The sequence below is a fragment of the Nostoc sp. PCC 7524 genome (assembly GCF_000316645.1).
In the GTDB taxonomy this organism is placed as follows: Bacteria; Cyanobacteriota; Cyanobacteriia; order Cyanobacteriales; family Nostocaceae; genus Trichormus.
This window is the reverse complement of the sequence record NC_019684.1, coordinates 6,445,984-6,472,009: the sequence shown is the minus strand read 5'-3', so window position 1 is coordinate 6,472,009 and position 26,026 is coordinate 6,445,984. Positions and strand designations below refer to the sequence as shown.

Annotated in this window: 16 protein-coding genes and 1 pseudogene; 14 read left to right on the top strand and 3 right to left on the bottom strand. The window is 41.8% G+C overall.

What is annotated here, in order from left to right:
* Positions 1-268: 268 nt before the first annotated feature.
* The 10 genes from NOS7524_RS26495 (at position 269) to NOS7524_RS26450 (ending at position 14,835) form a co-directional block, all read left to right on the top strand.
* Entirely contained in the window at positions 269-1,324 is a 1,056-nt protein-coding gene (locus NOS7524_RS26495; protein ID WP_015141562.1) for an aldo/keto reductase, read from the top strand.
* Positions 1,325-1,489: 165 nt separating this feature from the next.
* On the top strand, positions 1,490-2,056 hold the full coding sequence (gene dps, locus NOS7524_RS26490) for a DNA starvation/stationary phase protection protein Dps (protein ID WP_015141561.1): 567 nt from the start codon (positions 1,490-1,492) through the stop codon (positions 2,054-2,056).
* Positions 2,057-2,466: 410 nt separating this feature from the next.
* Positions 2,467-3,183, top strand: coding sequence for a pirin family protein (locus NOS7524_RS26485; RefSeq protein WP_015141560.1), 717 nt, complete (start codon positions 2,467-2,469; stop codon positions 3,181-3,183).
* A gap of 579 nt (positions 3,184-3,762) precedes the next feature.
* Positions 3,763-5,085, top strand: coding sequence for an efflux RND transporter periplasmic adaptor subunit (locus NOS7524_RS26480; RefSeq protein WP_015141559.1), 1,323 nt, complete (start codon positions 3,763-3,765; stop codon positions 5,083-5,085).
* 116 nt (positions 5,086-5,201) lie between these two features.
* Positions 5,202-8,375 (top strand): efflux RND transporter permease subunit, encoded by a 3,174-nt coding sequence (locus NOS7524_RS26475; RefSeq protein WP_015141558.1) that lies wholly within the window; start codon positions 5,202-5,204, stop codon positions 8,373-8,375.
* Between the two features lie 465 nt (positions 8,376-8,840).
* Entirely contained in the window at positions 8,841-9,929 is a 1,089-nt protein-coding gene (locus NOS7524_RS26470) for an alkene reductase (RefSeq protein ID WP_015141557.1), read from the top strand.
* Positions 9,930-10,529: 600 nt separating this feature from the next.
* Entirely contained in the window at positions 10,530-11,243 is a 714-nt protein-coding gene (locus NOS7524_RS26465) for a rubrerythrin family protein (RefSeq protein ID WP_015141556.1), read from the top strand.
* 330 nt (positions 11,244-11,573) lie between these two features.
* On the top strand, positions 11,574-12,935 hold the full coding sequence (gene gntT / locus NOS7524_RS26460; RefSeq protein ID WP_015141555.1) for a guanitoxin biosynthesis MATE family efflux transporter GntT: 1,362 nt from the start codon (positions 11,574-11,576) through the stop codon (positions 12,933-12,935).
* A 163-nt stretch (positions 12,936-13,098) separates the two neighbouring features.
* Positions 13,099-13,323 carry a hypothetical protein gene (locus NOS7524_RS26455; protein WP_041555978.1) on the top strand — a complete coding sequence of 75 codons (225 nt, stop codon included), beginning with the start codon at positions 13,099-13,101 and terminating at the stop codon, positions 13,321-13,323.
* 177 nt (positions 13,324-13,500) lie between these two features.
* A complete protein-coding gene (locus tag NOS7524_RS26450) occupies positions 13,501-14,835 on the top strand; it encodes a glutamate-cysteine ligase family protein (RefSeq protein ID WP_015141553.1) in 1,335 nt (444 codons plus the stop codon).
* Between the two features lie 128 nt (positions 14,836-14,963).
* Here NOS7524_RS26450 and NOS7524_RS31110 read toward each other — a convergent pair.
* Positions 14,964-17,666 (bottom strand): annotated as a pseudogene (locus NOS7524_RS31110) (esterase-like activity of phytase family protein); the annotation flags it as partial.
* Positions 17,667-18,598: 932 nt separating this feature from the next.
* On the opposite strand from NOS7524_RS31110, the gene NOS7524_RS26440 reads away from it, so the two are divergent.
* Together NOS7524_RS26440 and NOS7524_RS26435 are read left to right on the top strand one after the other, a co-directional pair.
* Entirely contained in the window at positions 18,599-21,121 is a 2,523-nt protein-coding gene (locus NOS7524_RS26440; protein ID WP_015141551.1) for a cyclic nucleotide-binding domain-containing protein, read from the top strand.
* Positions 21,122-21,153: 32 nt separating this feature from the next.
* Positions 21,154-21,984, top strand: coding sequence for a zinc-dependent peptidase (locus NOS7524_RS26435; protein ID WP_015141550.1), 831 nt, complete (start codon positions 21,154-21,156; stop codon positions 21,982-21,984).
* Between the two features lie 21 nt (positions 21,985-22,005).
* Here NOS7524_RS26435 and NOS7524_RS26430 read toward each other — a convergent pair whose 3' ends face one another.
* Complete coding sequence (locus NOS7524_RS26430) at positions 22,006-22,485, bottom strand: DUF4383 domain-containing protein (RefSeq protein ID WP_015141549.1); 480 nt, start codon at positions 22,483-22,485, stop codon at positions 22,006-22,008.
* A gap of 318 nt (positions 22,486-22,803) precedes the next feature.
* Entirely contained in the window at positions 22,804-23,820 is a 1,017-nt protein-coding gene (locus tag NOS7524_RS26425) for an SDR family oxidoreductase (RefSeq protein ID WP_015141548.1), read from the bottom strand.
* A 729-nt stretch (positions 23,821-24,549) separates the two neighbouring features.
* On the opposite strand from NOS7524_RS26425, the gene NOS7524_RS26420 reads away from it, so the two are divergent.
* Both NOS7524_RS26420 and NOS7524_RS29745 read left to right on the top strand, forming a co-directional pair.
* A complete protein-coding gene (locus NOS7524_RS26420) occupies positions 24,550-25,401 on the top strand; it encodes a carbohydrate ABC transporter permease (protein WP_051039214.1) in 852 nt (283 codons plus the stop codon).
* 353 nt (positions 25,402-25,754) lie between these two features.
* Positions 25,755-25,946 (top strand): hypothetical protein, encoded by a 192-nt coding sequence (locus NOS7524_RS29745; RefSeq protein WP_015141546.1) that lies wholly within the window; start codon positions 25,755-25,757, stop codon positions 25,944-25,946.
* The last annotated feature ends 80 nt before the right edge of the window (positions 25,947-26,026 follow it).

The following is a 26,026-nucleotide window of genomic DNA, read 5'->3' as shown; positions in this document are numbered from 1 at the left end:
TGCAAAATATCTTAATATATGATTTAGTGAGTAAAATTCAGATCAATAGATCATCAATTTTGCTGATCAAAGTTTGTTAAATATCCAGTATAAACAACTCTGACAACAGTAGGGGAGCCAGAATTAAAAGCTAGATTTCAGCCTGTTGTATTTCCGAATTATGAGTTTTCATGTCTTGGCATTGCTGAGTTGAAATATGATTGCAACTTTATAGATTAATTCAGCAAAGCCCAAAATTTATTGTCCTAAAACTGGTGAGCAAGTATTTATGAAATACAAACTCTTGGGCAAAAGTGGACTGCGAGTTTCTGAACTTTGTTTAGGAACTATGACATTTGGGGAAGATTGGGGTTGTGGTGCTTCCAAGGATGAAAGCCAGAAAATATTTAATACTTTTGTGGAAACTGGCGGTAATTTTATTGATACCGCCAACGGGTACACCGAAGGTAGTAGTGAAAAAATTGTTGGTGAATTAATTGCTCAAGACCGAGAACGCTTTGTGGTGGCGACAAAATATTCCTTCCCCTCGCAAATCATGGGTGAACGCAAAGGCGACCCCAATGCTAGTGGGAATCACCGCAAGAATTTAATCCAGTCTTTAGAAGGCAGCCTCAAACGGCTGAATACTGAATATATTGATTTATTCTGGTTGCACGCTTGGGACTTCACCACCCCTATAGAAGAAGTGATGCGATCGCTCGATGATCTGGTAAGGCAAGGTAAAATACTGTACATCGGCATCTCTGATACTCCAGCTTGGATTGTTTCTCAAGCCAATACTATGGCTCAATACCACAGTTGGACACAATTTGTAGCTTTGCAAATTGAGTATAGTTTGATTCAACGCACCCCAGAACGAGATTTATTACCGATGGCTAAAGCCTTCGATTTAGCTGTTACACCTTGGTCGCCTTTAGGGGGTGGAGTGCTAACAGGGAAATACAACCAACCTATACAACCAGGGCAAGAACAAGGAAGACTGGCAAATCAAGCATGGGGTCATATTTCTGAGAGAAGTTTAGCGATCGCTGAGGTTGTCAGTCAAGTTGCCGCAGAAATTGGCTGTACACCTTCACAGGTGGCGATAGCTTGGTTACGCACTCAAAGCGGCGTGATTATCCCCATTATTGGGACGCGAAAATTAAGTCAGTTGCAAGATAACTTGGCATCCTTGGATGTCATCTTATCCCCAGCACATCTGCAACGCCTTCATGAAGTCAGTCAAATTGAGTTAGGCTTTCCTCATGATTTCTTGCAAAATGACACCATGCGCGATCGCCTGTTTGGTGGTACATTCAGTGTCATAGATAACCACCATGCCTAAATTTAAGCTAAAAACAGCCTCAATATAGCATATTCAGCGATATCAGCCATCTGTCGCTGGCATTCTTCCTGAGATAAACGCAATCTATCGCCAGGAAGTTTCGGACAATCTGCTCATCGCAATACTATCTGTAGAGTGAATTGTGACAACTCATTAGGAAGAATTATGAGTGAAAATACTCTATCAACACGCCTGTACCCCACTCGCATTGATATTCCAGCTGAAGTCAGAGAGCAAGTTGTCAGCCTGCTTAACCAAACGTTGGCAGCTACTTTAGACTTGAAGACTCAAACCAAGCAAGCACATTGGAATGTCAAAGGGACTGATTTCTATCAGTTACATGAATTGTTTGATGAACTAGCAGGCGAGTTGGAAGAGTTTGTTGACATGGTAGCGGAACGAGTCACAGCTTTAGGCGGATATGCTGTAGGAACAGCTCGTGCAGCTGCGAAAAATTCTATCTTGCCAGAATACCCCTTTGATATTTTGGATGGACAAGAACACGTAGCCGCTTTAGCTGACCGTTTTGCACCCTATGCCCAGCATATCCGGAAAGCGATCGCTAAAACTGATGACTTAGGCGATGCTGATACTGCTGACTTGTACACCGAAATTTCCCGCACTATTGATAAACGCCTGTGGTTCTTAGAAGCCCATCTCCAAGCATCAGCCATCAAAGCCGGAAACGGTGCAGGCGTTGCTAAAACTCAACAACCAGCTGCTGTGAAATAACAATCCTTGGGGAATATCTGCTGTTGAAACCTAATATAGGAATCCGCTTTGATTTCTAAAATTATCTGCGTAGTCAGGCAATAGGCAATAGGCATTCTTGCAATAGGAAAGGAGAGAGTAGGGGTGTACTGAGTTTTTTATGCGCTAGCGCAGGCTACGCCAACAGAAATCAAATACGAGTCCTATAGTATCTTTTTGGTAAGTACGCCACTTTTAAGTGCGTACTTTTCATTTTATATGTACATACTTTACTATTTAGATAGTTCAAATTCAGACGAAAAAACTCTAGCAATTTCAACTAATTAGCCACAAATAAACACAGATAAAACCACTATATATTTTTCATCAACATACAAAAAACATCAAAAATTTTCCTTCCCCATTCCCTAATTTTCAAGAGAGGTAAATCTATGACTCCGAATACAGTCAACTACTTAATTCATGGTCGCAACGAACGTGGTCGTAGTCAAATTGCTTGGCTCGATAGTTACCATACATTTTCCTTTAGCAATTTCTATGATCCCAATCGTATGGGATTCCGTTCTTTGAGAGTGATTAATGATGATCGCATTGCTCCTGGTGCGGGATTTCCTACCCACGGACATCGTGATATGGAAATTCTTACCTATGTGCTATCAGGTGCAGTAGAGCATAAAGATAGTTTGGGTACAGGTTCAGTCATTCGTCCCGGTGATGTCCAAATTATGAGTGCTGGTACTGGAATTCATCACAGCGAATTCAATCACTCCAAAACTGAACCACTCCATCTTTTGCAAATCTGGATTTTACCAGACGAGCAAGGGTTATCTCCTAGATATGAACAAAAAGCTTTTACTACAGAAGAAAAACGTGGTCAACTTCGCTTAGTGGCGGCTAAAGATGGGCGTGATGGTGCTGTTACTATTCACCAAGATGTGAATATCTACGCATCTATTTTAGAACCCGGTGATGTAGTTAATTATCACGTCAAACCCAATCGTTATGCTTGGTTACAAATTGCTCAAGGTGTCGCTACTTTGCACGGTGAGGAATTAAGAGCAGGTGATGGTGTACAAATCAACGGAGAGGAAAAACTAGAAATCAGCACAGATATTGGCACAGAATTTTTGCTTTTTGATCTGGCTTAATATGCAAGGGTGCGTCAGTATGAATAATTTCTTGTTACAGCTAGGTTTTCTCACACTGACGCACCCTACATCTTGGATATTTTTTTATCTGGAAGAAACTTTGTAGAGACGTTCCATGGAACGTCTCTACATTCTTTGTGTAGGATGGCTGTGGATGAGTAGCAATCAACCTTCTAAAATCAAGCGAATATGATTTTTCAGGCGATCGCTAAATATTGAGTCAATTTTTGAATAAAATTTCCATATCATTTATGACTTTTTTATATTGTTAATAGTGAACAATTATCTAAAATTCTTAGAGATAAATTCTTTGTGCTAACACACATTAAAAAATGGCTGATGGTAGCAAGATGAGAAGATTTTCCACAAGAACGAAAAAAACCAAGCGATCGCTTAAGTTGTAAACTGTCTTTTATCATTCACCTTTAGGTAGATTAGGGAATATCTATAAAACAGTATATTTGGATGTGATAACACAAAATGGGACATAAATCATCATGCTAAAACAGTAAACTCCATAACGAAATTTACCATTCTGATTCAGTCTTAGTTCACTTGTTTTTAGGTTTGCTGTCAGCTATGTCATCCTCTGAGCGTCAAACTAATTTTAGAGACCACATTCCTCAGTCACCCTACGAGTCACCCCCTGATCATCGGCGGTGGCTACGTTTATTGTTAGCTGGCATATTTCTCCTAGTAGGCGGAACAGCAGTAGTTTGGCGATTACTCACCCCAACTAATCCAGAACCTTCAGCCGCTAACGCTCAATTGCCAGGGGTAAGAGTCAAAATATCCCCTGTACAGGTAGGCACAATCGAGGACAGTACAGACTTTGTTGCTACCCTAGAATCCCGACGTTCTGTCAAACTGCAACCAAGAATTCAAGGACAAGTTACTCAGATATACGTGCGACCAGGTGATGCTGTGACTCCTGGCGCAGCAGTGATGCAAATCGACCCCAGACAGCAACAAGCAGCCTTAATTAGTAATGATGCTGCTGTTGGTGCAGCCAAGGCACAGTTAGAAAACGCTTTCGCCACACTCAAATCACTGGAAGCTGAAAGATTATCTTACTTATCAGATGTGCGTTTACATCAGCAAGATTATCAAAGATACGCCAGTTTAGCAGAGGAAGGAGCTGTGTCTCGGCAAACCAAGGATCAATCTGCTAATAGATTGGCTACAGCTAGAGCCAGTCTGAATGCTCTTGATTCCAGGATTCAAGCCCAAAGAGCTAGCATAGTGCAAGCTCAACAAGCTTGGCAGCAAGCCCAGGCAAATACACAACAGCAACAATACCAACTGCAAGATTACAGAATTACTGCCCCCTTTGCAGGTACTGTAGGTAATATTCCTGTAAAAGTTGGTGATTTTGTTAACACATCTACCCAATTAGTGACCATCACTCAAAACCAACCGTTAGAACTGAATGTTTCCGTCCCCCTAGAACGAGGCCCCCAATTGCGTAAGGGAATGCCTATAGAGATGATGAACGCTCAAGGTCAAGTTTTGGGGACAAGTCGGGTATTTTTCATTGCTCCCAACGCCAGTAACGATACACAAACCATTCAGATTAAAGCTTTGTACACCAACGCCAACAATCAGTTAAGGGCAGATCAGTCAGTCAGAGCCAGACTGATTTGGAATCAGCGTCCTGGGGTGTTAATTCCGACTACAGCCGTGTCTCGTGTGGCAGGAAATAATTTTGTTTATGTAGCTGAAACGGAAACATCACCGCAAGGAGTGACTCAATTAGTCGCTCGCCAAAAACGGGTGCAACTAGGCGATATTCGCCGCAATTCATACCAAGTTCTAGCCGGATTGCAGCCACAAGACAAAATCATTGTCTCAGGCTTGCTCAATCTGAAAGATGGTGTGCCGATTGTTCCGGAATCTCTTTAGGGACTGGGGACTGGGTACTGGGGACTGGGTACTGGGAAAAAGCGGAAAATCCTTCCCCCTTGCACCCTGCCCTCTGCCCCAATTCCTCTTCTTCCAATCCCCAATCCCCGACCCTAATGTTTGCCAACTTCTTTATTAAGCGACCCGTATTTACAAGTGTCTGCGCCATTATTATTTTGCTGATGGGTGCAATTAGTATTCCCACGCTACCAACAGATAGATATCCAGAAATTAGTCCTACACAAATTATTGTTAATGCTAATTATGTCGGTGCTAGTGCGGAAGTTGTCGAAAAAACTGTCACGAGTGTCTTAGAACGCCAAATCAATGGTGTGCAAGGCATGAAGTATATGACTTCTAGCAGTAGTAATGATGGTAGTAGTACGATTACTGTCACCTTTGACGCGTCACGGGACAAAGATATTGCCGCCGTTGATGTGCAGAATCGTGTATCTCTTGCCCAGCCACAGTTACCAGAAGCGGTGCAGCGTACTGGCGTAACTGTGAGCAAACAGTCGAATAATCTGCTGCTGGCGATGGGATTGTATAGCGATCGCCAAACATATGACAATATATTTTTAAGTAACTATGCTGACTTATATATAGTAGATGCCCTGAAAAGAATTGATGGCGTGAGTGAGGCGCGGATTTTTGGCGAACGCCGTTATGCTATGCGCCTCTGGCTTGACCCCAATCGCTTGGCTAGTCGGAACTTGACAGCCCAAGATGTGATCGATGCACTGGATGAACAAAATATCCAAGTGGGGGTAGGGCAAATCGGCCAGCCACCCATCCCCGCCGATCAAATGTATCAAATTGATTTGACGGCAGTCAGTAGATTAACTGAAGTGGCAGAATTTGAAAATATCATTCTCAAAACCGGTGCGGATGGCTCACTGATTACATTTAGAGATATCGGCCGGGCAGAATTGGGGGCAGAAAACTATAATTCGTTTCTGCGATTTCGGGGTCAAGAAGGAGTAGGGATTGGGATTTTTCCGGTTCCTGGCAGTAATGCTTTAGAGGTAGCTCAGGCTGTGAAAGGGGAAATGGCAAGGTTGGCAGCCAGTTTTCCGCCAGGGATGACTTATCAAGTGGCATTTGATACGACGGCTTTTGTGGAAGAGTCTCTAGCAGAAGTGGTGACAACTCTACTCAAAGCGATCGCTCTGGTTGTTCTGGTAATATTTATTTTCCTCCAAGATTGGCGAACTACCCTCATCCCTGTCATTACCATCCCCTTGTCATTAATTGGGACTTTCGCGTTTATCAAGGTTTTTGGCTTTTCTATCAATACTTTGACGCTGTTTGGTCTGACTCTAGCTACAGGGATGGTAGTTGATGATGCCATTATTGTGGTCGAAAATATCTCCCGCTTAATTCAAGACCAGGGAATGTCACCGCGTCAAGCTGCAACTGCAACTATGCGTGAGTTATTTGGGGCTGTAATTGCTACATCATTAGTATTGATGGCGGTATTTGTCCCAGTGGCATTTTTCCCTGGGGCGACTGGTCAAATTTATCGGCAGTTTGCTTTAACTATTGCTTTTTCTATTGGCATTTCTACCTTTTTGGCTGTCACCCTCACGCCGACTTTATCGGCTTTATTGCTCCGACAACAGCCCAACCCACGGGGGGTACTTGGTCAGTTTTTTGGCAGGGTGAACCGGATTTTAGAGCAGATGCAGAGGCAATATGAGCGATCGCTACATTTATTAAACCGCATCAAGGCGATCGTCATCGGCTTATTTATCACCTCCCTAGGATTGACAGGCTGGCTATACATCTCCGTCCCCACAGCATTTATCCCTGATGAAGACCAAGGTTATTTCATCACCTTGATTCAAGCACCAGAGGGGGTTTCCCTCAACTACACAAGCAAAGTCATGGCGCAGGTGGAAGCCGAAATCCTGAAACTACCAGAAGTAACTGGTACTTTTGCCATCGGTGGTTTTAGTTTTAGCGGTAACACAGCTAATAGTGGGGTAATTTTTACCACCCTCAAGCCGTGGGATGAACGTCAGCAATCAGGACAATCAGCCGAGGAAATTATTAATAAGTTGCAAGGAGTCTTATCTAATATCCCCGAAGCCCGGATTTTTCCTGTTAACCCCCCATCTATTGATGGTTTAGGCAATTTCGGCGGCTTCCAATTGCAATTGCAAGATAGGTCAGGAACTACCGACTTGAATACCATGCTAGAAGTCATGGGGCGATTGATTGAACAAGCTAATCAAACCCCAGGATTAGCAGGTGTGTTTAGTACCTTTAGTGCCAACACACCGCAGATGTTAATCGCAGTAGACCGCAACCAAGCTAAAGTCTTACAAGTGCCGATAGATGATATCTTTAGAACCCTACAAAGTTACTTGGGTTCACAATACGTCAACGACTTTAATTTTCTGTCGCGGACTTATCGGGTATATGTGCAAGCCGATGCTAAATTCCGTTCTGAGCCTGGGGATATTGGTAAATTATATGTGCGTTCCGAGGCTGGGAAAATGATTCCCCTGAGTAACTTAGTCAAGTTGACACCCACCACAGGAGCGCAAACCATCAATCACTATAACCTGTTGCGGTCGATAGAAATCAACGGTGGGGCGGCTCCTGGCTATAGTTCCGCACAAGCGATCGCCTCAATGGAACGCCTAGCCCAGCAAGTTTTACCAGCCAGTATGGGCTATGAATGGTCAGGAATTACCGCCGAAGAACAAACCTCAGATGGTCAAGCACCTTTGATTTTTGGTTTAGGATTGGTGTTTGTGTTCTTGGTACTAGCCGCCCAGTATGAAAATTATGTAGACCCCTTGATTATTATGCTGTCCGTCCCTTTGGCGATTTTGGGAGCATTAACAGCACAGTCACTTAGGGGTTTGAGTAACGATGTGTTTTGTCAGGTGGGGTTAGTGATGCTAATTGGGTTGGCGAGTAAAAACGCAATTTTGATTGTGGAATTTGCTAACCAATTGCGTAATCAAGGGCTACCCCTGACTAAAGCTGCTATTCAAGCAGCCCAAGAACGCTTACGCCCGATTCTCATGACTGCTTTATCTACATTGTTAGGGATTTTTCCCCTGTTAATCGCTGGTGGTGCAGGTGCGGCTAGTCGTCAATCTTTGGGGACAGCAGTATTTGGGGGGATGTTAGTAGCTACGTTCTTAAGTTTGTTCGTTGTGCCAATACTATATATTGTGATTTGTCAGATGAGCGATCGCATCAAACCAAACCGCAAGCCTCCTTTCACTGGTTCTAGCCAAGAAGACAAAATTTCTTCTGTCATCCGTCGGTAAATTTAACCTTGGTGTAGTAATTTTCAGGAGAAGGCAAGAGGCAGAAGAAAGAGAAATTTAAACTAAGTAGCTCAGTGTTAAAACTTATCGCTATGGCAAGGCAGGAGGCAGGAGGCAGAAGGCAGAAGGGAAGAGGGTTATAGCTTTGTTTACCTTTCTTAACTCAGTTTTGTTTTTTCCCACCGACTTACTTAATGACTAATGACTTCGGGCTTAGAACCGGGAACTTCGGGCTTAGAACATGAAACTTCGAGTTCAAAATACGAAATTTCAACCTTAGAACTCGAAACTCCGAGCTGAGAACATGAAACTTCGAGTTCAAAATACGAAATTTCAACCTTAGAACTCGGAACTTTGAGCTTAGAAGTCGGAACTTCGAGCTTAGAACTCGGAACTCCAAGCTCAGAACTCAAAACTCCAAGCTCAGAACTCCCTCCTACCTCCTAAAACACAGAAACCCACACCATGAACACAAGCATCAACCTATTTACACCAGTTCAACTAGGTTCTTACACTCTACCCAACCGGATTGTTATGGCTCCCATGACTCGGTTACGGGCAATTGACAACATTCCAAATGCGCTGATGGCGACATACTACGCACAACGAGCTAGCGCAGGGTTAATTGTGACTGAATGTACAGCAGTGTCACCCCTAAGTTTAGGATATATCAACTGTCCAGGGATTTACACAGAAGCACAAATTGCAGGGTGGCGGTTGGTGACAGATGCAGTGCATCAACAAGGTGGACGCATCTTTCTACAACTGTGGCATTCTGGGAGAGTTGGTCATCCGGCTTTGTTGGGTGGAGAATTACCAGTTGCGCCTAGTGCGATCGCTGGGGTTGGTTCTCTGCACACACCCATTGGTAAGGTATCTTTAGAAACTCCCCGTGCTTTGGAAACTAAAGAAATTGCCGCAATCATCGCACAATTTGGCAAATGTGCCGCGAATGCTTTGGTGGCTGGCTTTGATGGTGTAGAACTACACGGTGCATTCGGTTATTTAATCGATCAATTTTTACAAGATGGTTCTAACCAGCGCACCGATGAATACGGTGGTGCGGTGGAGAATCGTAGCCGCTTTCTTTTGGAAGTATTGGAAGCTGTCACTAAGCTTTGGGGAGGCGATCGCGTCGGGATTAAACTCTCCCCAAGTAACACCTTTTACGGAATGCACGACTCCAACCCCAAAGAGACATTTACTTATGTAATGAATGCTCTCAACCGCTTTGGTTTGGCTTATGTCCACCTCATGGAACCTAATGAAGTTGATTTGTCAACTCGTGAAGTTATGAATCCTGTAACACCATATTTCCGCCAAATCTTCAAAGGTACGTTAATTACCAACGGTGGTTATGATCGTCAAACAGGAGATAATATTCTCGCCAAAAATGATGCGGATTTAGTATCTTTTGGCAAACTATTTATTGCTAATCCCGACTTACCAAAAAGATTGCAAATTAACTCTGAACTCAACACACCAAATCCGAAAACATTCTACAGCCCAGATGCCACAGGATATACAGATTACCCATTTTTAGTCAATAGTTGATGGATAACGGCTGGTATATGTGCAGAAAGGAATATTTCGTAAAGTTTGGTAACGTAAATTGTTAAAAACCTTTCTTGGTAGGGAGGTTTTTTTATTGTCAAGTGATTTTCATTTATACACCAGTAACTTAAGATTTATTACTTAAGAAAAGTTGCTAATCGTAAAAACACTAATCATGACCGCTTTTATAGCTTTTATCCTAAAAAGCCGTATATTTACGGAAACGATTTATTGAGTTTTCAGATAAACTCTACTAACTCCTGAGTTATTACTTACTTAGTTTTACATAGTAGTAATTCTGTAAATTGCCTAATCATTGCACCTAGTCATTAGGTGCATTTGTTTTGTCAGTGATTTACGCACATCAGCCAAACCTAAAATCTACAGAGACAATTTGCCGATTTAGCTGATAGATAAGTTTAATTTATTGTTTAATATGGCAGTCCCTAATCTTCCTGTCGCAGCTAACAAAACTGGTAAATAAATATGGGCTAAAAAATTTGTATAAAAAATTGTAAATTATACAAGTGGTAGCTCGTGTACTCGATTTAAGAGTCTGAACTTTACCCCTAAATATTACTTCTCAGGCATCCGAAAATTATGGATCTTTCCAACTTTACTACTCTGCAAAACTTAGAAGCCGCCTTCGGTGGCGAATCAATGGCGAACCGGAAATATTTGTTTTTTGCTGAGGTAGCACGTAAACTGGGGTTTAAAGATTTAGCTAAACTGTTTCGTGAAACCGCCGAACAAGAAACCGAACACGCCTTTGCTCATTTTGAGTTGTTACACCCAGAACTGGTTGTAGAAAATCCAGAGGCTTTAACTGATGAGCAAAAGCGGGAAATTGTCTCTCGTTGCTTATCTTTAGCCATTGAAGGCGAAACCTACGAATACACTACAATGTATCCTGATTTTGCCGCAGCTGCTCAAAGCGATCGCGACAATCCCGCCGCCGCAGAATTTCTCAAGCAAGCGCAAGAATCTAGCGAACACGCTGACACCTTCCGCGCCGCCGCACACCGTTTTGGTTTACTAAAATTTATCGAAAATTACCACGCCGATCGCTACACTGAAGCCTTAGAAGTAATTAACGGTGGACAACCTACAACCAGAGTGGCGAGTGACGATCCCAACACCCGTAAATGGATTTGCAGACAATGCAGCATGATTTACGATCCTGTAACTGGTGATCCTGACTCTGGTATTGCACCCGGCACACCCTTTGAAGCTATTCCTGATGATTGGCAATGTCCCATCTGTGGTGCTACCAAAAAGACTTTTATTCCCCTTGAAGAAAAAACTGCCGCCTAAAATACTCTTAAAATAACGCGAAGTTTTATGTATAAAACTTCGCGTTATTTTTGGAAGAAATTACGAATTGAATTTTGTCAACCAGTTAAAATACTTGCTTCAGCAGCATCACCCTAAGTAAGTCGGTGGGAAAAAACAAAACTGAGTTAAAAAAGGTAAACAAAGCTATAACCCTCTTCCCTTCTGCCTCCTGCCTCCTGCCTCCTGCCTTGCCATAGCAATAATTTTTAACACTGAGCTACTTAGCCATGATCAAACTTTATATTGGTGGACTGTCGCCTAAACTGAAATAATCACGATTTCTATTAATAGCTCTCGTACAGTCAATTTATGCGATTTGCAGCAGTTTCACTCCAGTATGACTTCCTACCGCGCTTTTATAAAATGGCTAGCATCAACGTGCTGTCCAACATGATGGTTCCCTTAGCGGGGATTGTTGATATTGCATTTCTGGGACATTTAGCAGACATCCGTCACTTAGCTGGGGTTATTCTAGCAACTATTCTCTTTGACTATCTTTACCGAGTGTTAAAGTTTTTACGCTCTAGCGTGAACGCCTTAACTGCACAAGCTGTAGGGCTGGATGATCACAAAACTATTTTATTAGTTGGGATACGGAGTGCTGTAATTGCGCTGGGGTTGGGGTTATTGATCCTATTGTTGCAATACCCAATCCAAAAGATGGGATTCTGGATTTTAAGTGGTTCCCCTGAAATTGAGAGTTCGGGAACTGACTATTTCTATGCCAGAATTTGGGCAGCTCCGGCTGTGTTACTCAACTTTGTATTGATTGGTTGGTTTACGGGGCGAGAACTGAATAGTCTGGTACTGCTGATATCTCTAATTGGCAATGGTTCTAATGTGCTGCTGGATTATTTGATGATTGTCAAATGGGGTTGGGAAAGCATGGGGGCGGGATTAGCTACTGCCATCAGTCAGTATTTGGCGTTAGTGACTGGTTTAGTGGGGGTGTGCTTTACCATTCAATGGGCAAAAGTAGCAGCTGCCTTACAAGAGGTATTTGATTGGGTAGCTTTGAAAGATACTGTTATTCTCAAAACCAACATTTTGGTGCGATTTTTAGTATTGATTTCCACCTATGCCATCTTTACTAATTTGAGCGCCACAATGGGAACAATCACCCTGGCAGAAAATGGGTTGTTGTTGCAAATTGCGCTGTTAAGTCAGTTCACCATTCAAGGTGTAGGGATGACAACGCAAACCTTGACAGGCAACTTTCAGGGTAAAGGGACAACAGAAAAGATGATCCCATTGTTGGCTATTTCTATAATTACCAGCTTAATGATTGCTCTCGGTTTAGCGATCGCATCTGTAATTTTCCCAGATACAGTATTTGGTCTGTTGACTAATCATACAGAAGTTAATGAACACATTAGTAGCTATGTCATTTGGTTACTACCGCTTTTAGGATTAACCGCGATCGCTTTCATGTTAGAAGGATACTTCATCGGCTTAAAGTCAGGTGCAATTATCCGTAACGCCGTTCTCTTAGCCTTCGGATTAGGTTTTACACCCCTAGCTGTCACAGCATGGTATCTACACAATAATCACATTTTATGGATGGCGCTTGTTAGTTACATGACGATCATGATTGTAGCGTTGGGGTCACAATTACCAAAGACACTGGGCAGCAAAAATCTTCTCAATCAAGATTTACTTCCCAGCCCGTAAAATTCCCCCTCCCCAGGCCCTAATTTTTCCGAAATCAGTAGTATTCCTCACAACATCCTCACATTTTCTGTTTATAACAGCTTTGAAGGTGATGGTCATCAGCCAAAAACTCGATCAATACCTGTTACTTACCAATTTGAGCCAAAATATCGGTGTTCTTCTTATGAGTAGCTACTTGTTTCATGATGAATTGAGCTTATTAGAAAAAACAGAAGAATTGGGCAAGAAGGCAATGGAGTTAAAACTGATTCCTTCCTTTGTAATTCGTTACTACCCAGATAGTTGGGAATTTTGTATTCCCGATGGTAATAGTTCTACTTGTTTGACAGCCCCAGAAGCATATATGAAATTAAAAAAATTAGTCGAAACTGCTTTGTCCACGGTATAGAACAAACTGTCTGAGATCAAAAGGATGCGACAATATAGATGGGTTAGGGGTGCAAAGTTTTGCACCCCTCTACATTTTTATTAAATTTTTTATCTTGCAAATAACACAATCGCGTTTTTTTATAAACTAATAAGTGATAAATTCATACTCTAATTTCTATTTAATTTTAATAAACAGATGGATGTAGTAAAGCGTCGCATCGGTCTTGAGCAAGAGTTTTTTTTAGTAGATGAAACAGGTGAAATTAGCGATCGCGCCGATGAATTTTTGCAGAATTGCCACCAAGCAGCAGCAAATCAAGGTTTAAACTCACAATACTTTGTACCAGAGTTTGTTAAGTGTATGCTGGAGATTAACACTCCGCCAGGTGACACAGGTACAGAGCTAGCAAAAGCGTATTTAAACAATCTCAAATTGGCGCTATCTGTGGCGCGACAAATGGGTTTACGGCTGTATCCTCTATCTAGCTACCCCTTACACATCATGCCAGTTATGCGCGATAAGCCCAATTACCACATCCAAGCGCGGACTGTCGGCTACGATAGATTTTTACACGCTGGTAAATGTACGGGTACACACATACATTTAGAAGTACCGCCAGGAGTAATTGATCCGCGTGTGGCAGTCTCCTATAACTCTACATCGGCAGAGCGAGAGGAACTACTCAATATTTATAACTTGGCTACAGCTTGTGATTCGGCATTGATTTCTCTGGGGCGGGCGTGTCCGTTTTATGAAGGAGAAGCAATTGGACTAGCGGCGCACACAATTCGTTATCGGGGTAGCGAAACTTTCGGCTGGGAGGGAGTGTATACCCATTTGCAACCGGTGGGTGGACTTAGACCTTATGCTGAGAGTGTGGAAAGTTTAGTTGAGCAGCAATTTGAACGCTATTATGCTTGGGTGCAAGCAATGGCTCAAGTTGGAATTGAGCAGCACCAGTTTTTAGCAGCCGGAGGAAGCTTACTAAAATCAGCTTGGAATCCCATCCGCCTCAACAAACTTGGTACCGTGGAAATTAGATGTATAGATAGTAATTTTCCCTCGGTGATTATTGCCATGATTGCGCTGCTGGAAAAAGCAGCTCACCGAGTCAGAAGCAACCATTTACAAGTTAAACCAACTCAAGCAGTGTCTACCTTTGAACTGAGTGGCGAGCAACTTTTAGTGCCGGATTTTGAGTATTTAAATGGTGAGTTATTGTATGCTGCGGCTACCGAGGGAGTGAAACATCCCCAAGTCAAAGCTTACGTTGATTCAGTGTTGCAATTTGCTATCCAAGATGGCGGGGAAGGAGCAAAATATTTAACCAAACTCAGAGCAGAATTGGATCACTATCAAAGTATTGAAGCGAAGATTCTGCAAAAATTTACCCCCACCACTACGGAACTGTCACGAGATGCAGGCTTACGCTTAGTGAGGGAGTGCTGCGATCAGTTAGAAGCACAGGTTTTATGGTTAGATACTGAACATCCTTTCTTCACATTAGATGAGCAATGCCAAATATTGTAGGCGATCGCATCCCGTTAGTGGTGTCTACTATTAGACATCTCTAAAAAAGAATGTAGAGACGAGAATCCCTACCCATGGAACATCTCTACAAGGTTTCTGGAAAACGCATATTTAATTTCTGGAGATGTCTAATTTAAAAACGAGTCAATCAAAACAAAATCATTGCTAGACAAAGCTACACGATTGGAGAACTGGGCAATCTTCACCTGTGCAGCACCACCAACACCATCAGTATCAAAGAACAGTTCGCCTCTAGCTTGATTGTAGATAAAGCGTTCACTTTCTGTAGTCGCACTCGTACCCAAGACAAACCAATTAGCATCTAATGCTCCTGCGGTAAGTTTAAACTCAAAAGCATCTAGATGAACAATATCCTCACCGGGTTTGAAATCAACAATGGTATCAAAGCCACCAAACAGAACACCAGACAAGTCAAAGATATCTGCACTACGACCACCGACTAGGGTATCATTACCAAAACCACCAATGAGTGTATCATTCCCGGCTCCCCCGGAAAGATAGTCATTACCGTCTAAACTTCTCAAGATATTGTCCGCACTATTACCCATCAGTCGGTTATCAGCACCATTACCTGTAGCATCAATAGCTTGATTGCCTACCAAACTCAGGTTTTCCAGATGCTCATCTAAAGTCCAATCTACGATAGAGATGACTGTATCTATACCTTCATTTGCGGATTCAGTAATTACGTCATTGATACTATCTACTTCGTAAGTGTCATTACCAAGACCACCGATGAGTGTATCATTACCTGTACCACCATCAAGGCGATCGCTACCATTGCCACCTTCTAAACTATCATTACCACTTTGACCCATTAACCAATCATTACCTTCTAAACCGTATAAGGTATTATTGGCATTGTTGCCGATGATGTGGTTATTTTCGGTGTTACCAGTACCAATGGTGGCGTTACCCAATAGGGTGAGATTTTCTAGGTAATCTCCTAGTGTGTAGTTGATGTAGGAGTTGACTTTATCTGTTCCTTCTCCTTCCATCTCAACTACGGTGTCACCAAAACTATCAACAATGTAGATATCGTTACCTGTACCACCAACAAGGCTATCATTGCCTGTGCCGCCATCGAGGTTGTCGTTACCTTCCCCACCGTCGAGGGTGTCGTTGCCATCGTTGCCGTAGAGTAAGTCAAAACCTGCACCAGCACCGCCGATAAGGATGTCATCGCCTGCGCCGCCGAATAGGTAGTCATTACCTGTGCCGCCATCAAGGATGTCGTTGCCGGCATTGCCCATGAGGTAGTCGTTGCCGTCTCCAGCGTCAATTACGTCATCTCCGGCTGTGCCTTTGAGGATGTCTTTTAAGGATGTGCCTTGGATGGTTGGGGGAGAGGGATCGTTATCGGTGATGTTGACATTAACACTGGCAATGCTGATGCTGTTGTAGTTGGAATCGTTACTGCTGGTTGTGTGCTGGATAGTGCCTGTGTGAGTATTTTCCAATACAGCATCATCTACAGCAGTGACTGTGACTATTTGGGCTACATTCCAGTTTTGAGGGGTGAAGATGAGGGTTGTAGAACTTGTTGTCAGTTGTGTGTCAGGGTTAATAGTGATAGTAACGTCAGCCGTGGGTTGGCTTGTGAGGATAACTGTATAACTGTCAGTTGCACCACCTTCTGTGACACCGATATTACCACTACTTTGGGTGATAGTTGCAGATATGGTATTGACTTGTGCGCTTAAAATTAATATTTGTGTTGATGTGTTAAAGTTATTGTCAGCTACCAACACAATTGACTGACGACCGTCTTGTAGTGTGGGGCCAAAAGCCAACCCTTCTACATTACCAACAGAACTATTTGGATCGAGAGTTAATAGCAGTCGCTTTTGGACTGGTTGAATAGCAGCAATATCTGATGGTAAAGTATTCTGACTACTAATATCTGTAGCCCCTTGTAGCTTCACTTCATAAAGTTTAATCGTGTAGCTGGGATTAGCACCTGCAATTCCGCTTGATACAGAACGCTCTAACGCTAATAATGTACCCCGGTTATCAATTGCTAATAAATCCACTAAACCATTACCAGTCAGTGGTCTTGTAGGAGTTGGTAGTTCTGCTGCTGGGTCAGTAATGTATAAGTATTGTTTTTCTGGCTGTCCTGAAACTAGATTGTATTGGATAATCCGCGAACGACGAATACGGTCGGATGTTAGGGGGCTATCCTGGAAGAGAGCGGTTTCTGTAGCTGTGTATAGAGTATTTTGGTCAGGGGTGATAGTTAAACTTTCAAATGCCAAGTTATTATGCACGCCTGAAGTTTGGGTGTCACCTGTATTGATTGTCCCGCTATTATTGGTATCTACAATGACTGGCAAAAAGTTCGTCGGTATGGGTAGCGATCGCACTTCCTGTCCTGTAGATAAATTAAACTCTTTAATAAAGGGGTCAATTTTAATACCTGCATTGATATTAACTTCGCCTTCAGAAGAGATAAAAACTGTACTATTTTGAATTAAAGCAAAACCTTCTGGATTCAGGCTGTTAGCTGCAAAAAAATTACCATTAATATCTTTTAAAGGCGTGGCATTAGTAAAAGTAACTTGGGGTGTAGAAATATTATCTAGGTTAGTAGTAAAAGTATAAAAGCGCGCTAGTCCATTACTATCAGAGCGAGCATCTGAAAGCGAGTAGTAAACATTATTAACTGCATCATAAACAACACCAGATAGACCACCTAAAGCGGTTTGATTACTGTCCACTGTTCCTGCTGCACCAGCAGGAACAAAGCCTGTGATGAATGTGGTTTGTCCCTCCAATTTCACATCAAGAAGGGTTTTAGCTACATCAGAGTTATTAAGTACCATGTTTTAATTCTCAGGTAAATGCAGACTTGGTATATATGAGTTAATTCGCCAGAAATAATTACTGGTATGAATTAAGAACCATGAAAAATTAATTAATAATCTTGACAACAACTTACTTACTGACAGTGAGTATGGCTTGTATAAAAGCAAGCACTAAGCTAACCTTTACTAACGCGATCGTCAATTGATTGCGATGTAATTATTACAACGATTTGTGAATTTTTTTGTTGAGTATGATCGTAACTTACCGTAGGTATCACATTTGAGAGAATTACTATGAGTATGAGTACGTGAATTACGCAAATCAGAAAGTAAACGGCTGTTTCTTTAAGCAAACACAAAAATGAATACGCAATCTACTGAAACAAGCAAGCATTTGGTTCAAATGAGTTAACAAACTGCCGTTTGCTTACAGAAAATACTGAAATGAAAAAGCATTTGGTTCAAATAAGTTAACAAACTGCCGTTTGCTTGCAGAAAATACTGAAATGAAAAAGCATTTGGTTCAAATAAGTTAACAAACTGCCGTTTGCTTGCAGAAAATAACAAAATGATTAATTAAAAAGGCTTTTTGCTTATTCAAACTCGTGTTTGTTAATTCTATAATTGGTCTTCCGACGGGAAATTTACTCATTACTCATTACTCATTACTCATTACTCATTTAATTTGGTTCACCGATGATGACACCAAAACTGTATGAATAAAAAATGGGTAAATCTCATCAAAGTCAACAGCCTACCCCTGCTTCCAGCTTCATAAATTAACGGCTACGACTAAAAAACACCGCCGCCAAGACGATTAAACCCAAAAGCACCAAGGGAACCCAAAGATTAGGCAGATCCGATACACTCATCACATAGCTGTTTTCAGGGATAATTCCTGTTATACAGCAAGCAGGGAAAACAGGGAACTCATGATGGCATCTCCAGACAAGGTTATCTGGCTACAGGAGCGTACAACTTTAGGTATTCTCTCACCTGTGGTGCTGGATGGGATGGCTCCTCTTATCCAAGAACAAGTCATACCCCAAGGCAGCACTTTAATTAAAGAAGGAACTCCCCCAGCTGCACTGTATATTCTGGTAAATGGTCAACTGGAAACTGAGATCACTAATAAAAATAACCCAGTTTTCCCTTGTGGTTTCCTGCCGGGTGCAGTAATTAACCTGAAAGAATTGCTTTTGGATGAGTTAACCCCATACACAATTACTGCTCTGACAGAATGTCATGTCTGGGTAATCCCGGCGGCTGAGTTTAGTACCTTAGTTAGTCAGTATCCCGAAATTATGCAGGCTGTGTCTCGACAACTGGCGCAGGAATTAGCGCAGGTGACATCGGCGTTAACTTACGAACAAGAACGTTCTGTAGCTTTGCGTCCATATTTAGTTACTAAAGCACAACGGGGAATCGTCGGTACAAGTCGCTACGCGGTGCGGTTGCGGGAACAAATACGTGAGGCGGCAGCTGATAGGAAATCTGTGGAAATCTTTGGCGAACCTGGCTTAGAAAAAGATAATATTGCTGCCTTGATTCACTTTAGTTCTCCCAAACGACGCGAACCGATAATTAAAATCAACTGTGGAATTTTGCAAACTAGCGGTGCAGATTTATTCGGACGTGCGGCTGGGAAACCGGGACTGTTGGAATGGTTAGGGGAAGGGACTTTAGTTTTAAACAATATTCAGGAGTTACCCCCAGAGTTATTACCGGCGGTGGCGGAGTTACTCAAAACAGGGATATATACCCCCGTGACGCGTCCGGGAGAACCAGCGACGGCACACCGCACCAGCAGAGCCAGAATTTTGATAGTTTCCGAAAAAGCCCAGTCTCAAATTGAACGCTGTGTGGGTCATATTATTAAAGTGCCACCGCTCAGGGTACGGAAGGCAGATATTAAAGCCCAGGTAGAATATTACACCAGTCTGTATGTGCGATCGCGTGGAGTTTCCAAACCCCACATTACCCCAGAAGCTTTGCGCCGTCTACAATCCTATGATTTTCCTGGGAATCTCAAGGAGTTGAAAAACCTTGTAGAACGGGCAATTGTCCAAGCAGGAGAGAGAAGGGAGCTAACAGAAGAAATTTTTTGGTCAGCTGATAATAAGAAAAAGCAATTTCGCGTGAATTTGTTGAATGCCTATCCTGGGTTGCGGCGATTTTTGCGGAGTGATTGGTGGCCGGATAGGATTAACTATGGTTTTACGGTGGTGGCGTTTGCGCTGATTGTGGGTGTGTTATTTGTGGGGCCGCAAACACGCGATCGCAATTTTGCTTTAAATTTATTTTGGGCTTGGTGGTGGCCGATTGTCTTATTTATCTTTCCCTTTTTAGGGCGGGTGTGGTGTGCTGTCTGTCCCTTCATGATTTACGGCGAAATCACCCAAAAATTATCTCTGTGGTTATTTCCGCGCCAACTAAAACGTTGGCCAAGAGAAAAGGCTGAGAAATGGGGCGGTTGGTTTTTATTTGGTTTATTTACATTAATTTTCCTTTGGGAAGAACTCTGGAATTTAGAAAACACCGCCTATCTTTCCGCCTGTTTGCTATTATTAATTACCTCCGGAGCGATGATTTTTTCATCCATTTTCGAGCGGCGATTTTGGTGTCGTTATCTTTGCCCCATCGGTGGCATGAATGGTTTATTTGCTAAACTCTCCATGACGGAATTAAGAGCGCAGCAGGGAATTTGTTCTGCCACTTGTACCACCTATCAATGTTATAAAGGCGGCCCCGAAAAAGGTGAGGGAATGACAACTGATGGCTGTCCCTTATATTCCCATCCCGCACAGCTAGAAGATAACCGAGATTGCGTGTTGTGCATGACTTGCTTAAAAGCCTGTCCCCATCGTTCCGTTGAGTTTAACTTGCGTCCCCCAGGCATTGAACTGTGGACAACTCACGTACCCCACAACTATGAAGTAGCGTTGTTGTTGTTACTATTAGGGGGAATTTATCTGCATCGTTTACCAGAATTGCAAGCTTTGTTAGGGTTACAGTTAGATTTAACTCAATTTTGGTTACATTTGGGGATATCATTGTTAGCTTTAATCATGCCGACGGCGATTGTATTTGTTGCCTACGGTGGCATCAAACTATTTAATGTTCGTCGTCAGCCTCGATCATTTATTGAACTTGCCTATGGTTATTTACCATTAGTATTGGGAGGTAACTTAGCCCATTACTTACGCTTAGGGTTAGGTGAAGGTGGGAAGATTATCCCTGTGACATTTGCCACTTTTGGTTTAAGTAGTGAGCAATTACCGATATTAGTAGCCCATCCAGCCGTCATTGCTTTTTTGCAAGGTGCAACCCTAATTTTTGCGGTGTTGTTAACAATAGTATTAACTCAAAAAATTGCCCGACGACCATTTAGAGTTATGCTATGGCAACACCTAGCAGCAATTGGTTTGGGGTTGAGTATGTGGGCAATAATTATCTAAAGGCTAGGGACTAGAGCAGAGAGTTTTTATGTATGTTGCAAGCAGTTATTCTCTTTCTAATTCTAGGGATAATCCTCGCTGTGATTTTTATTAGTCCCATCCTCATCAAAAAACGGAGAACCCGGATTAAACAGCGCCCCTTTCCGCTTTTATGGAATGCGATGATTGAGAATAATTTGCCTATTTATCTGCAACTTTCTGCTACAGAACGTAAGCGGCTGCAAGGACATATACAAATATTCTTAGCAGAGAAGCAATTTATTGGCTGTAGAGGATTACAGGTAACGGCAGAAATGCAATTAACTATTGCATCTGTTGCCTGTTTATTATTGTTGAATGAACGCAGCAGATACTTTCCTAAACTGCGTTCAATTTTGATTTATCCCAGTACGTATTTTGTGAATGAAACCGTTGCTGTGAGTGATTATGTGATTTCAGAAAGACGTGATGCTAGATTAGGAGAATCATGGACTCAAGACCAAGTAATTCTATCTTGGGAACAGGTACAACGAGATACGCAAAACTGGAGAGATGGACATAATGTGGTGCTGCATGAATTTGCCCATCAGTTAGATCAAGAAGATGGTAAAGCTGAAGGTGTGCCTATTTTGCCGCACAAATCAGATTATCAGATTTGGTCTAGGGTGATGACAGCAGAATATCAACGACTTTGTCATCATGTTCAGAAAGGAATCAGAACAGTAATTGATAGTTATGGCGCAACTAATCCCGCCGAATTTTTTGCTGTGGCGACTGAGACATTCTTTGAAAAGCCACAGCAATTATTACATGAGCATTCGGCACTGTATGAGCTACTTGCAAGATACTATCAATTAAACCCTATACAATGGCTTGAAGGGTGAATTTAAACAACAAATGAGATATCAAAGATTTTGCGACACATTCACACCCGCTACTTTTGCTGGCATGACAATGCCATAATAAGCAGCAGCGATCGCTGATAGGGCATTAATCAAAACATTGTTACCAAATAATGGCATGAAGCCAAAAAATGTTTTGGCAAATGGCAATAGTCCCATGATTGCCAGCACCAAATAAGCAACTGCAAAAGCACGATTAAATATTCGGCTACTGCTAGCACTTGTGTAAGAAGTTATGCCCCACAATCCTACAGCGCAGCGTACTAAGTTATGTAAAAAGTTGGTGGGAAATAAACCAAAGATATAACCAAAGCCCGCAGCGTAGGCATTAGGAGCAACATCGGCTGGAATATAAGATTCACTTGTTCCTGGTAATGAAACTAGAGCCGGGGTAAATCCTGCTAAACCCAAAAGCAAAAATACAACTCCTATAATTAAGGCGCAGTAACGCTCAGTTGTTCTAGCCGCGCTAATGTTTTCCATTTGCTTTTTTCTCCTCATTATCTAAATTGTCAAAGAATACTAATTGCTAGCTGATATCTCATAACAACCAAATGTTTTCATCACTTGGTTCACCAGCTATAACACTTACTATTCAACTCAAATTTTGAGTATTTTACTCTATCAAAAGACAGTATTAAGTCTGGAAATTGATACAGCACTTTTGAATTAAGTGAGGTACATCATGAGTAATGAGTAAATTTCTTACTCATTACTCATTACTCATTACTCACTACTCATTATTCATTACTCTTTTCAATTAGTTGCTGTACCTCATAAACATCAAATCTACTGTATTATTTAGATACTTCCTTTTTGTTTAAATGTTTCCATTGCTAGTAATACGAAGATAGCTCCAGTAGCGATCGCTCCCCACTGAAGTAAGGGATTTTTATCGAGCGCATCAGTAATACTGGGTATGACTTGATTACTAAAGTCACCGTCTATTCTGTCTTCTTCTTCAACAGGTTGGTAAAAATTATTGGCTGCATCTGCTGATTTGGCTTCAGAACTCCGTTGCATCGGGAAAGCAACACGTAACAAAAATGAATCCACTAATGATGGTGACAGCCGTTGCAGCACATCTAATACCTTAGCCGCATCCCCAACTAAAAAGTCACGGGTGGGATGTTCGGCTGCATACAAGATGGCATCAGCCACCAATCGAGGATCATAATAAGGAGGTATTCCGGCAGGTTTGACACCTAGCTTTGTCAAACCATTATTCCAGAATGGAGTATTGATTACGGCTGGCTTGATACTTGTGACACTGATAGGCCAGTTCTCATGTTGTAATTCTAGACGCATGGCTTCCACAAAGCCCTCAACTCCGTGTTTAGCGGCGGAATAGGCACTTTGGTATGGTAGCGATCGCCTGCCTTCCATCGAAGAAATGTGAATCAATGCCCCCCTACCCTCACGCTTGAGATGAGGGAGTGCAGCCATTGCACCATATACCTGTCCCATCAAATCAACATCAATGACGTGTTTAAATTCTTCTGGGGTAGTTTTATCAAAGGTGGCAAATAACCCAATAGCTGGAACGTGTACCCAGGTGTCGAGTCGTCCGTAAAATTCTACAGTTTTATTGGCGATCGCTTGAACTTCTTCAAATACCTCCACATTGGCAACAATAGGAGTCGCTTCACCCCCAAAGCCATTAATCTCCTTCACCAAAGATTCTAATCCCGGTTGGCTACGAGCCGAGACAACTACCTTTGCTCCCCGTTGAGCAAATTGGAGGGCTGCTTGACGACCAATGCCACTGGAAGCCCCAACGACTGAAACAACTTGCTGATTGATTGGTTTCAGTTGCATAGATATTAATCCTTTAAGTTAATTAAAAATTCAGTAAACAATAGACCGCCTTCAGATTCTTTAGTAAGTTATTGAGAATAGTAAATATTTTTAGCTAATCTTTCCTATCTAAAAACATGGCTATTAAACTTAAAATAATTCTCTTATCTATAGGGTAGATATTAGGAATAATATTTATTTTTTGAGAAAACCCAGTATCAATCGAAAATATCTATAGGACTCCTATTTGATTTTTGTTGGCGTAGCCTGCGCTGGCACATAAATACAGTACGCCTGATAATCTTTGCTCCCTGTCACCCCTAAAGGGGTTCGCCACTTGCTATATGCCGGGGAACCCGTCCACCGCAGTGGCTCACCTGTCACCTGTCACCTGTCACCTACCTACACCAATAAATTGGCTACGCCACGCTAAACGAACAGAAATCAAATCGGATTGCTATATTCTCGATTCACCATTGAATAAAGCTCCTAAAATATATCTTCAGGAGCCATCATGAGTTTGAGTGTGAAACAGTGAATGACTAAAATTTAACTTTACTTATTTTGTTAAGCCTCTATCCCAGGAAGGGGCATAATGTCAAGTAATTTCATACTTTAGAAAGTAATTAAATTTACCTTTTACATTTTCATTGTTCCCTGTTCCCTATTCCCTGATCAAGTGGAGGTATATTTGTGTTTCTTAACCGCAGGCACAGAAGACACCACAGGTGGAACATCACAGACAGCCTCATGGGGTATATATTTATGATGCCCGCCATTCTGGTTTTAGGAATTTTTGTATTACTACCTATTATTTACGCTGTTTTTCTTTCCCTACATAAAGTACAACTTTTAGGTGGTATTGATTATCAGTTTATTGGTTTGCGTAACTTTCACCGCTTAGTTGATGATGCAAGGGTTTGGATTGCATTGAGAAATACAGCAGAATATGTAGCCATTGTTGTCCCTACTCAAACTGTTTTGGCTTTGATTTTGGCAGTCACTTTAAACTCAGGTATTCGTGCTAAAAATTGGTGGCGTATCCTCTATTTTTTACCAACAGTTACTTCTTCGGCGGTGTTAACCCTCATTTTTATGTGGATTTATAACACTGATGGTTTATTAAATGATTTTCTCGCTTTTTTCGGACTACCTACTTACAATTGGTTGGGTGATCCAGCCATTGCCCTCAAAGGCATTATGATTATGAATATTTGGTCAACTGCACCATTTTACATGGTGATATATTTAGCAGCTTTGCAAGATATTCCCCAGAAACTTTATGAGGCTGCCGAATTAGATGGTGCAAATTGGTGGCAAAAATTTATTTATATTACTATTCCTATACTTCAACCTGTCACCTTCTTCGTTGTAGCAATAGGAATTATTGGTACTTTTCAATTATTTGATCAGTCTTATATTTTTTCTGGTGGTACTGGTGGGCCTAATAATGCCACTCTCACTGTAGTGCTGCTGATTTATCAAAATGTTTTTCGCTATTTACAGATGGGATATGCAGCTGCGATCGCCTTTTTATTAGCAGTGCTAATTATCGCCGTTACCCTACTACAACGGCGATTTTTCGGCGTTGAGAAAGTATAGAAACATCTGTAGGAATTAGGTTGAATAGAGGTGGAGATGCTTCTCTTGAGATACTGCCAGAGCATAAACCACTTATCTAAGTTTGGTAAGTTTTCTTGGGTAAAAATTAAGGGACAAGCGATCGGGGAATACCAAAAAATAAATTATTCCAAATTGACGGTTAGTAGGGTGCGTCAGTGCGAGAAAACCTAGCTGTACCAAGAAATTATTCATACTGACGCACCCTTGTATATTCACCCCGTTCAATTTTATGCAAAATTTATACCTAATCTAGTAAAGATACTGAATTGTTTTCCTGTACAGACAGAATAACCTGGAAACATTAATAGATTTCCTAATCAACACAATTAATTATGGAAAATCAAGACGAATTACAGACAATAAACATGAATATATCCAAGGGAAATAGTTTCAGTTCATGTGAATTGTCACTACTGGTTTCTACGAGTTGTATCGAACAGCAAAACCAACAAAATCTCACGGATGTAGTTGTGCAGAATAAGCCCTTTACAGCACTCTATCAAATGCTGCCACCACTGCGATAACAAAAGTGAAAGACAGAAGATTTTATCAAAAATATTTGAAATTAGTAAATTAATTAGGGTATACCAAAAAAGAATTTATC

What these genes read in the sequence shown, in the direction of transcription:
- NOS7524_RS26495 (WP_015141562.1), top strand. Translation starts at nt 269, where the DNA reads ATGAAATACAAACTCTTGGGCAAAAGTGGACTGCGAGTTTCTGAACTT.
- dps (WP_015141561.1), top strand. Translation starts at nt 1,490, where the DNA reads ATGAGTGAAAATACTCTATCAACACGCCTGTACCCCACTCGCATTGAT.
- NOS7524_RS26485 (WP_015141560.1), top strand. Translation starts at nt 2,467, where the DNA reads ATGACTCCGAATACAGTCAACTACTTAATTCATGGTCGCAACGAACGT.
- NOS7524_RS26480 (WP_015141559.1), top strand. Translation starts at nt 3,763, where the DNA reads ATGTCATCCTCTGAGCGTCAAACTAATTTTAGAGACCACATTCCTCAG.
- NOS7524_RS26475 (WP_015141558.1), top strand. Translation starts at nt 5,202, where the DNA reads ATGTTTGCCAACTTCTTTATTAAGCGACCCGTATTTACAAGTGTCTGC.
- NOS7524_RS26470 (WP_015141557.1), top strand. Translation starts at nt 8,841, where the DNA reads ATGAACACAAGCATCAACCTATTTACACCAGTTCAACTAGGTTCTTAC.
- NOS7524_RS26465 (WP_015141556.1), top strand. Translation starts at nt 10,530, where the DNA reads ATGGATCTTTCCAACTTTACTACTCTGCAAAACTTAGAAGCCGCCTTC.
- gntT (WP_015141555.1), top strand. Translation starts at nt 11,574, where the DNA reads ATGCGATTTGCAGCAGTTTCACTCCAGTATGACTTCCTACCGCGCTTT.
- NOS7524_RS26455 (WP_041555978.1), top strand. Translation starts at nt 13,099, where the DNA reads ATGAGTAGCTACTTGTTTCATGATGAATTGAGCTTATTAGAAAAAACA.
- NOS7524_RS26450 (WP_015141553.1), top strand. Translation starts at nt 13,501, where the DNA reads ATGGATGTAGTAAAGCGTCGCATCGGTCTTGAGCAAGAGTTTTTTTTA.
- NOS7524_RS26440 (WP_015141551.1), top strand. Translation starts at nt 18,599, where the DNA reads ATGGCATCTCCAGACAAGGTTATCTGGCTACAGGAGCGTACAACTTTA.
- NOS7524_RS26435 (WP_015141550.1), top strand. Translation starts at nt 21,154, where the DNA reads ATGTTGCAAGCAGTTATTCTCTTTCTAATTCTAGGGATAATCCTCGCT.
- NOS7524_RS26430 (WP_015141549.1), bottom strand. Translation starts at nt 22,485, where the DNA reads ATGGAAAACATTAGCGCGGCTAGAACAACTGAGCGTTACTGCGCCTTA.
- NOS7524_RS26425 (WP_015141548.1), bottom strand. Translation starts at nt 23,820, where the DNA reads ATGCAACTGAAACCAATCAATCAGCAAGTTGTTTCAGTCGTTGGGGCT.
- NOS7524_RS26420 (WP_051039214.1), top strand. Translation starts at nt 24,550, where the DNA reads ATGGGGTATATATTTATGATGCCCGCCATTCTGGTTTTAGGAATTTTT.
- NOS7524_RS29745 (WP_015141546.1), top strand. Translation starts at nt 25,755, where the DNA reads ATGGAAAATCAAGACGAATTACAGACAATAAACATGAATATATCCAAG.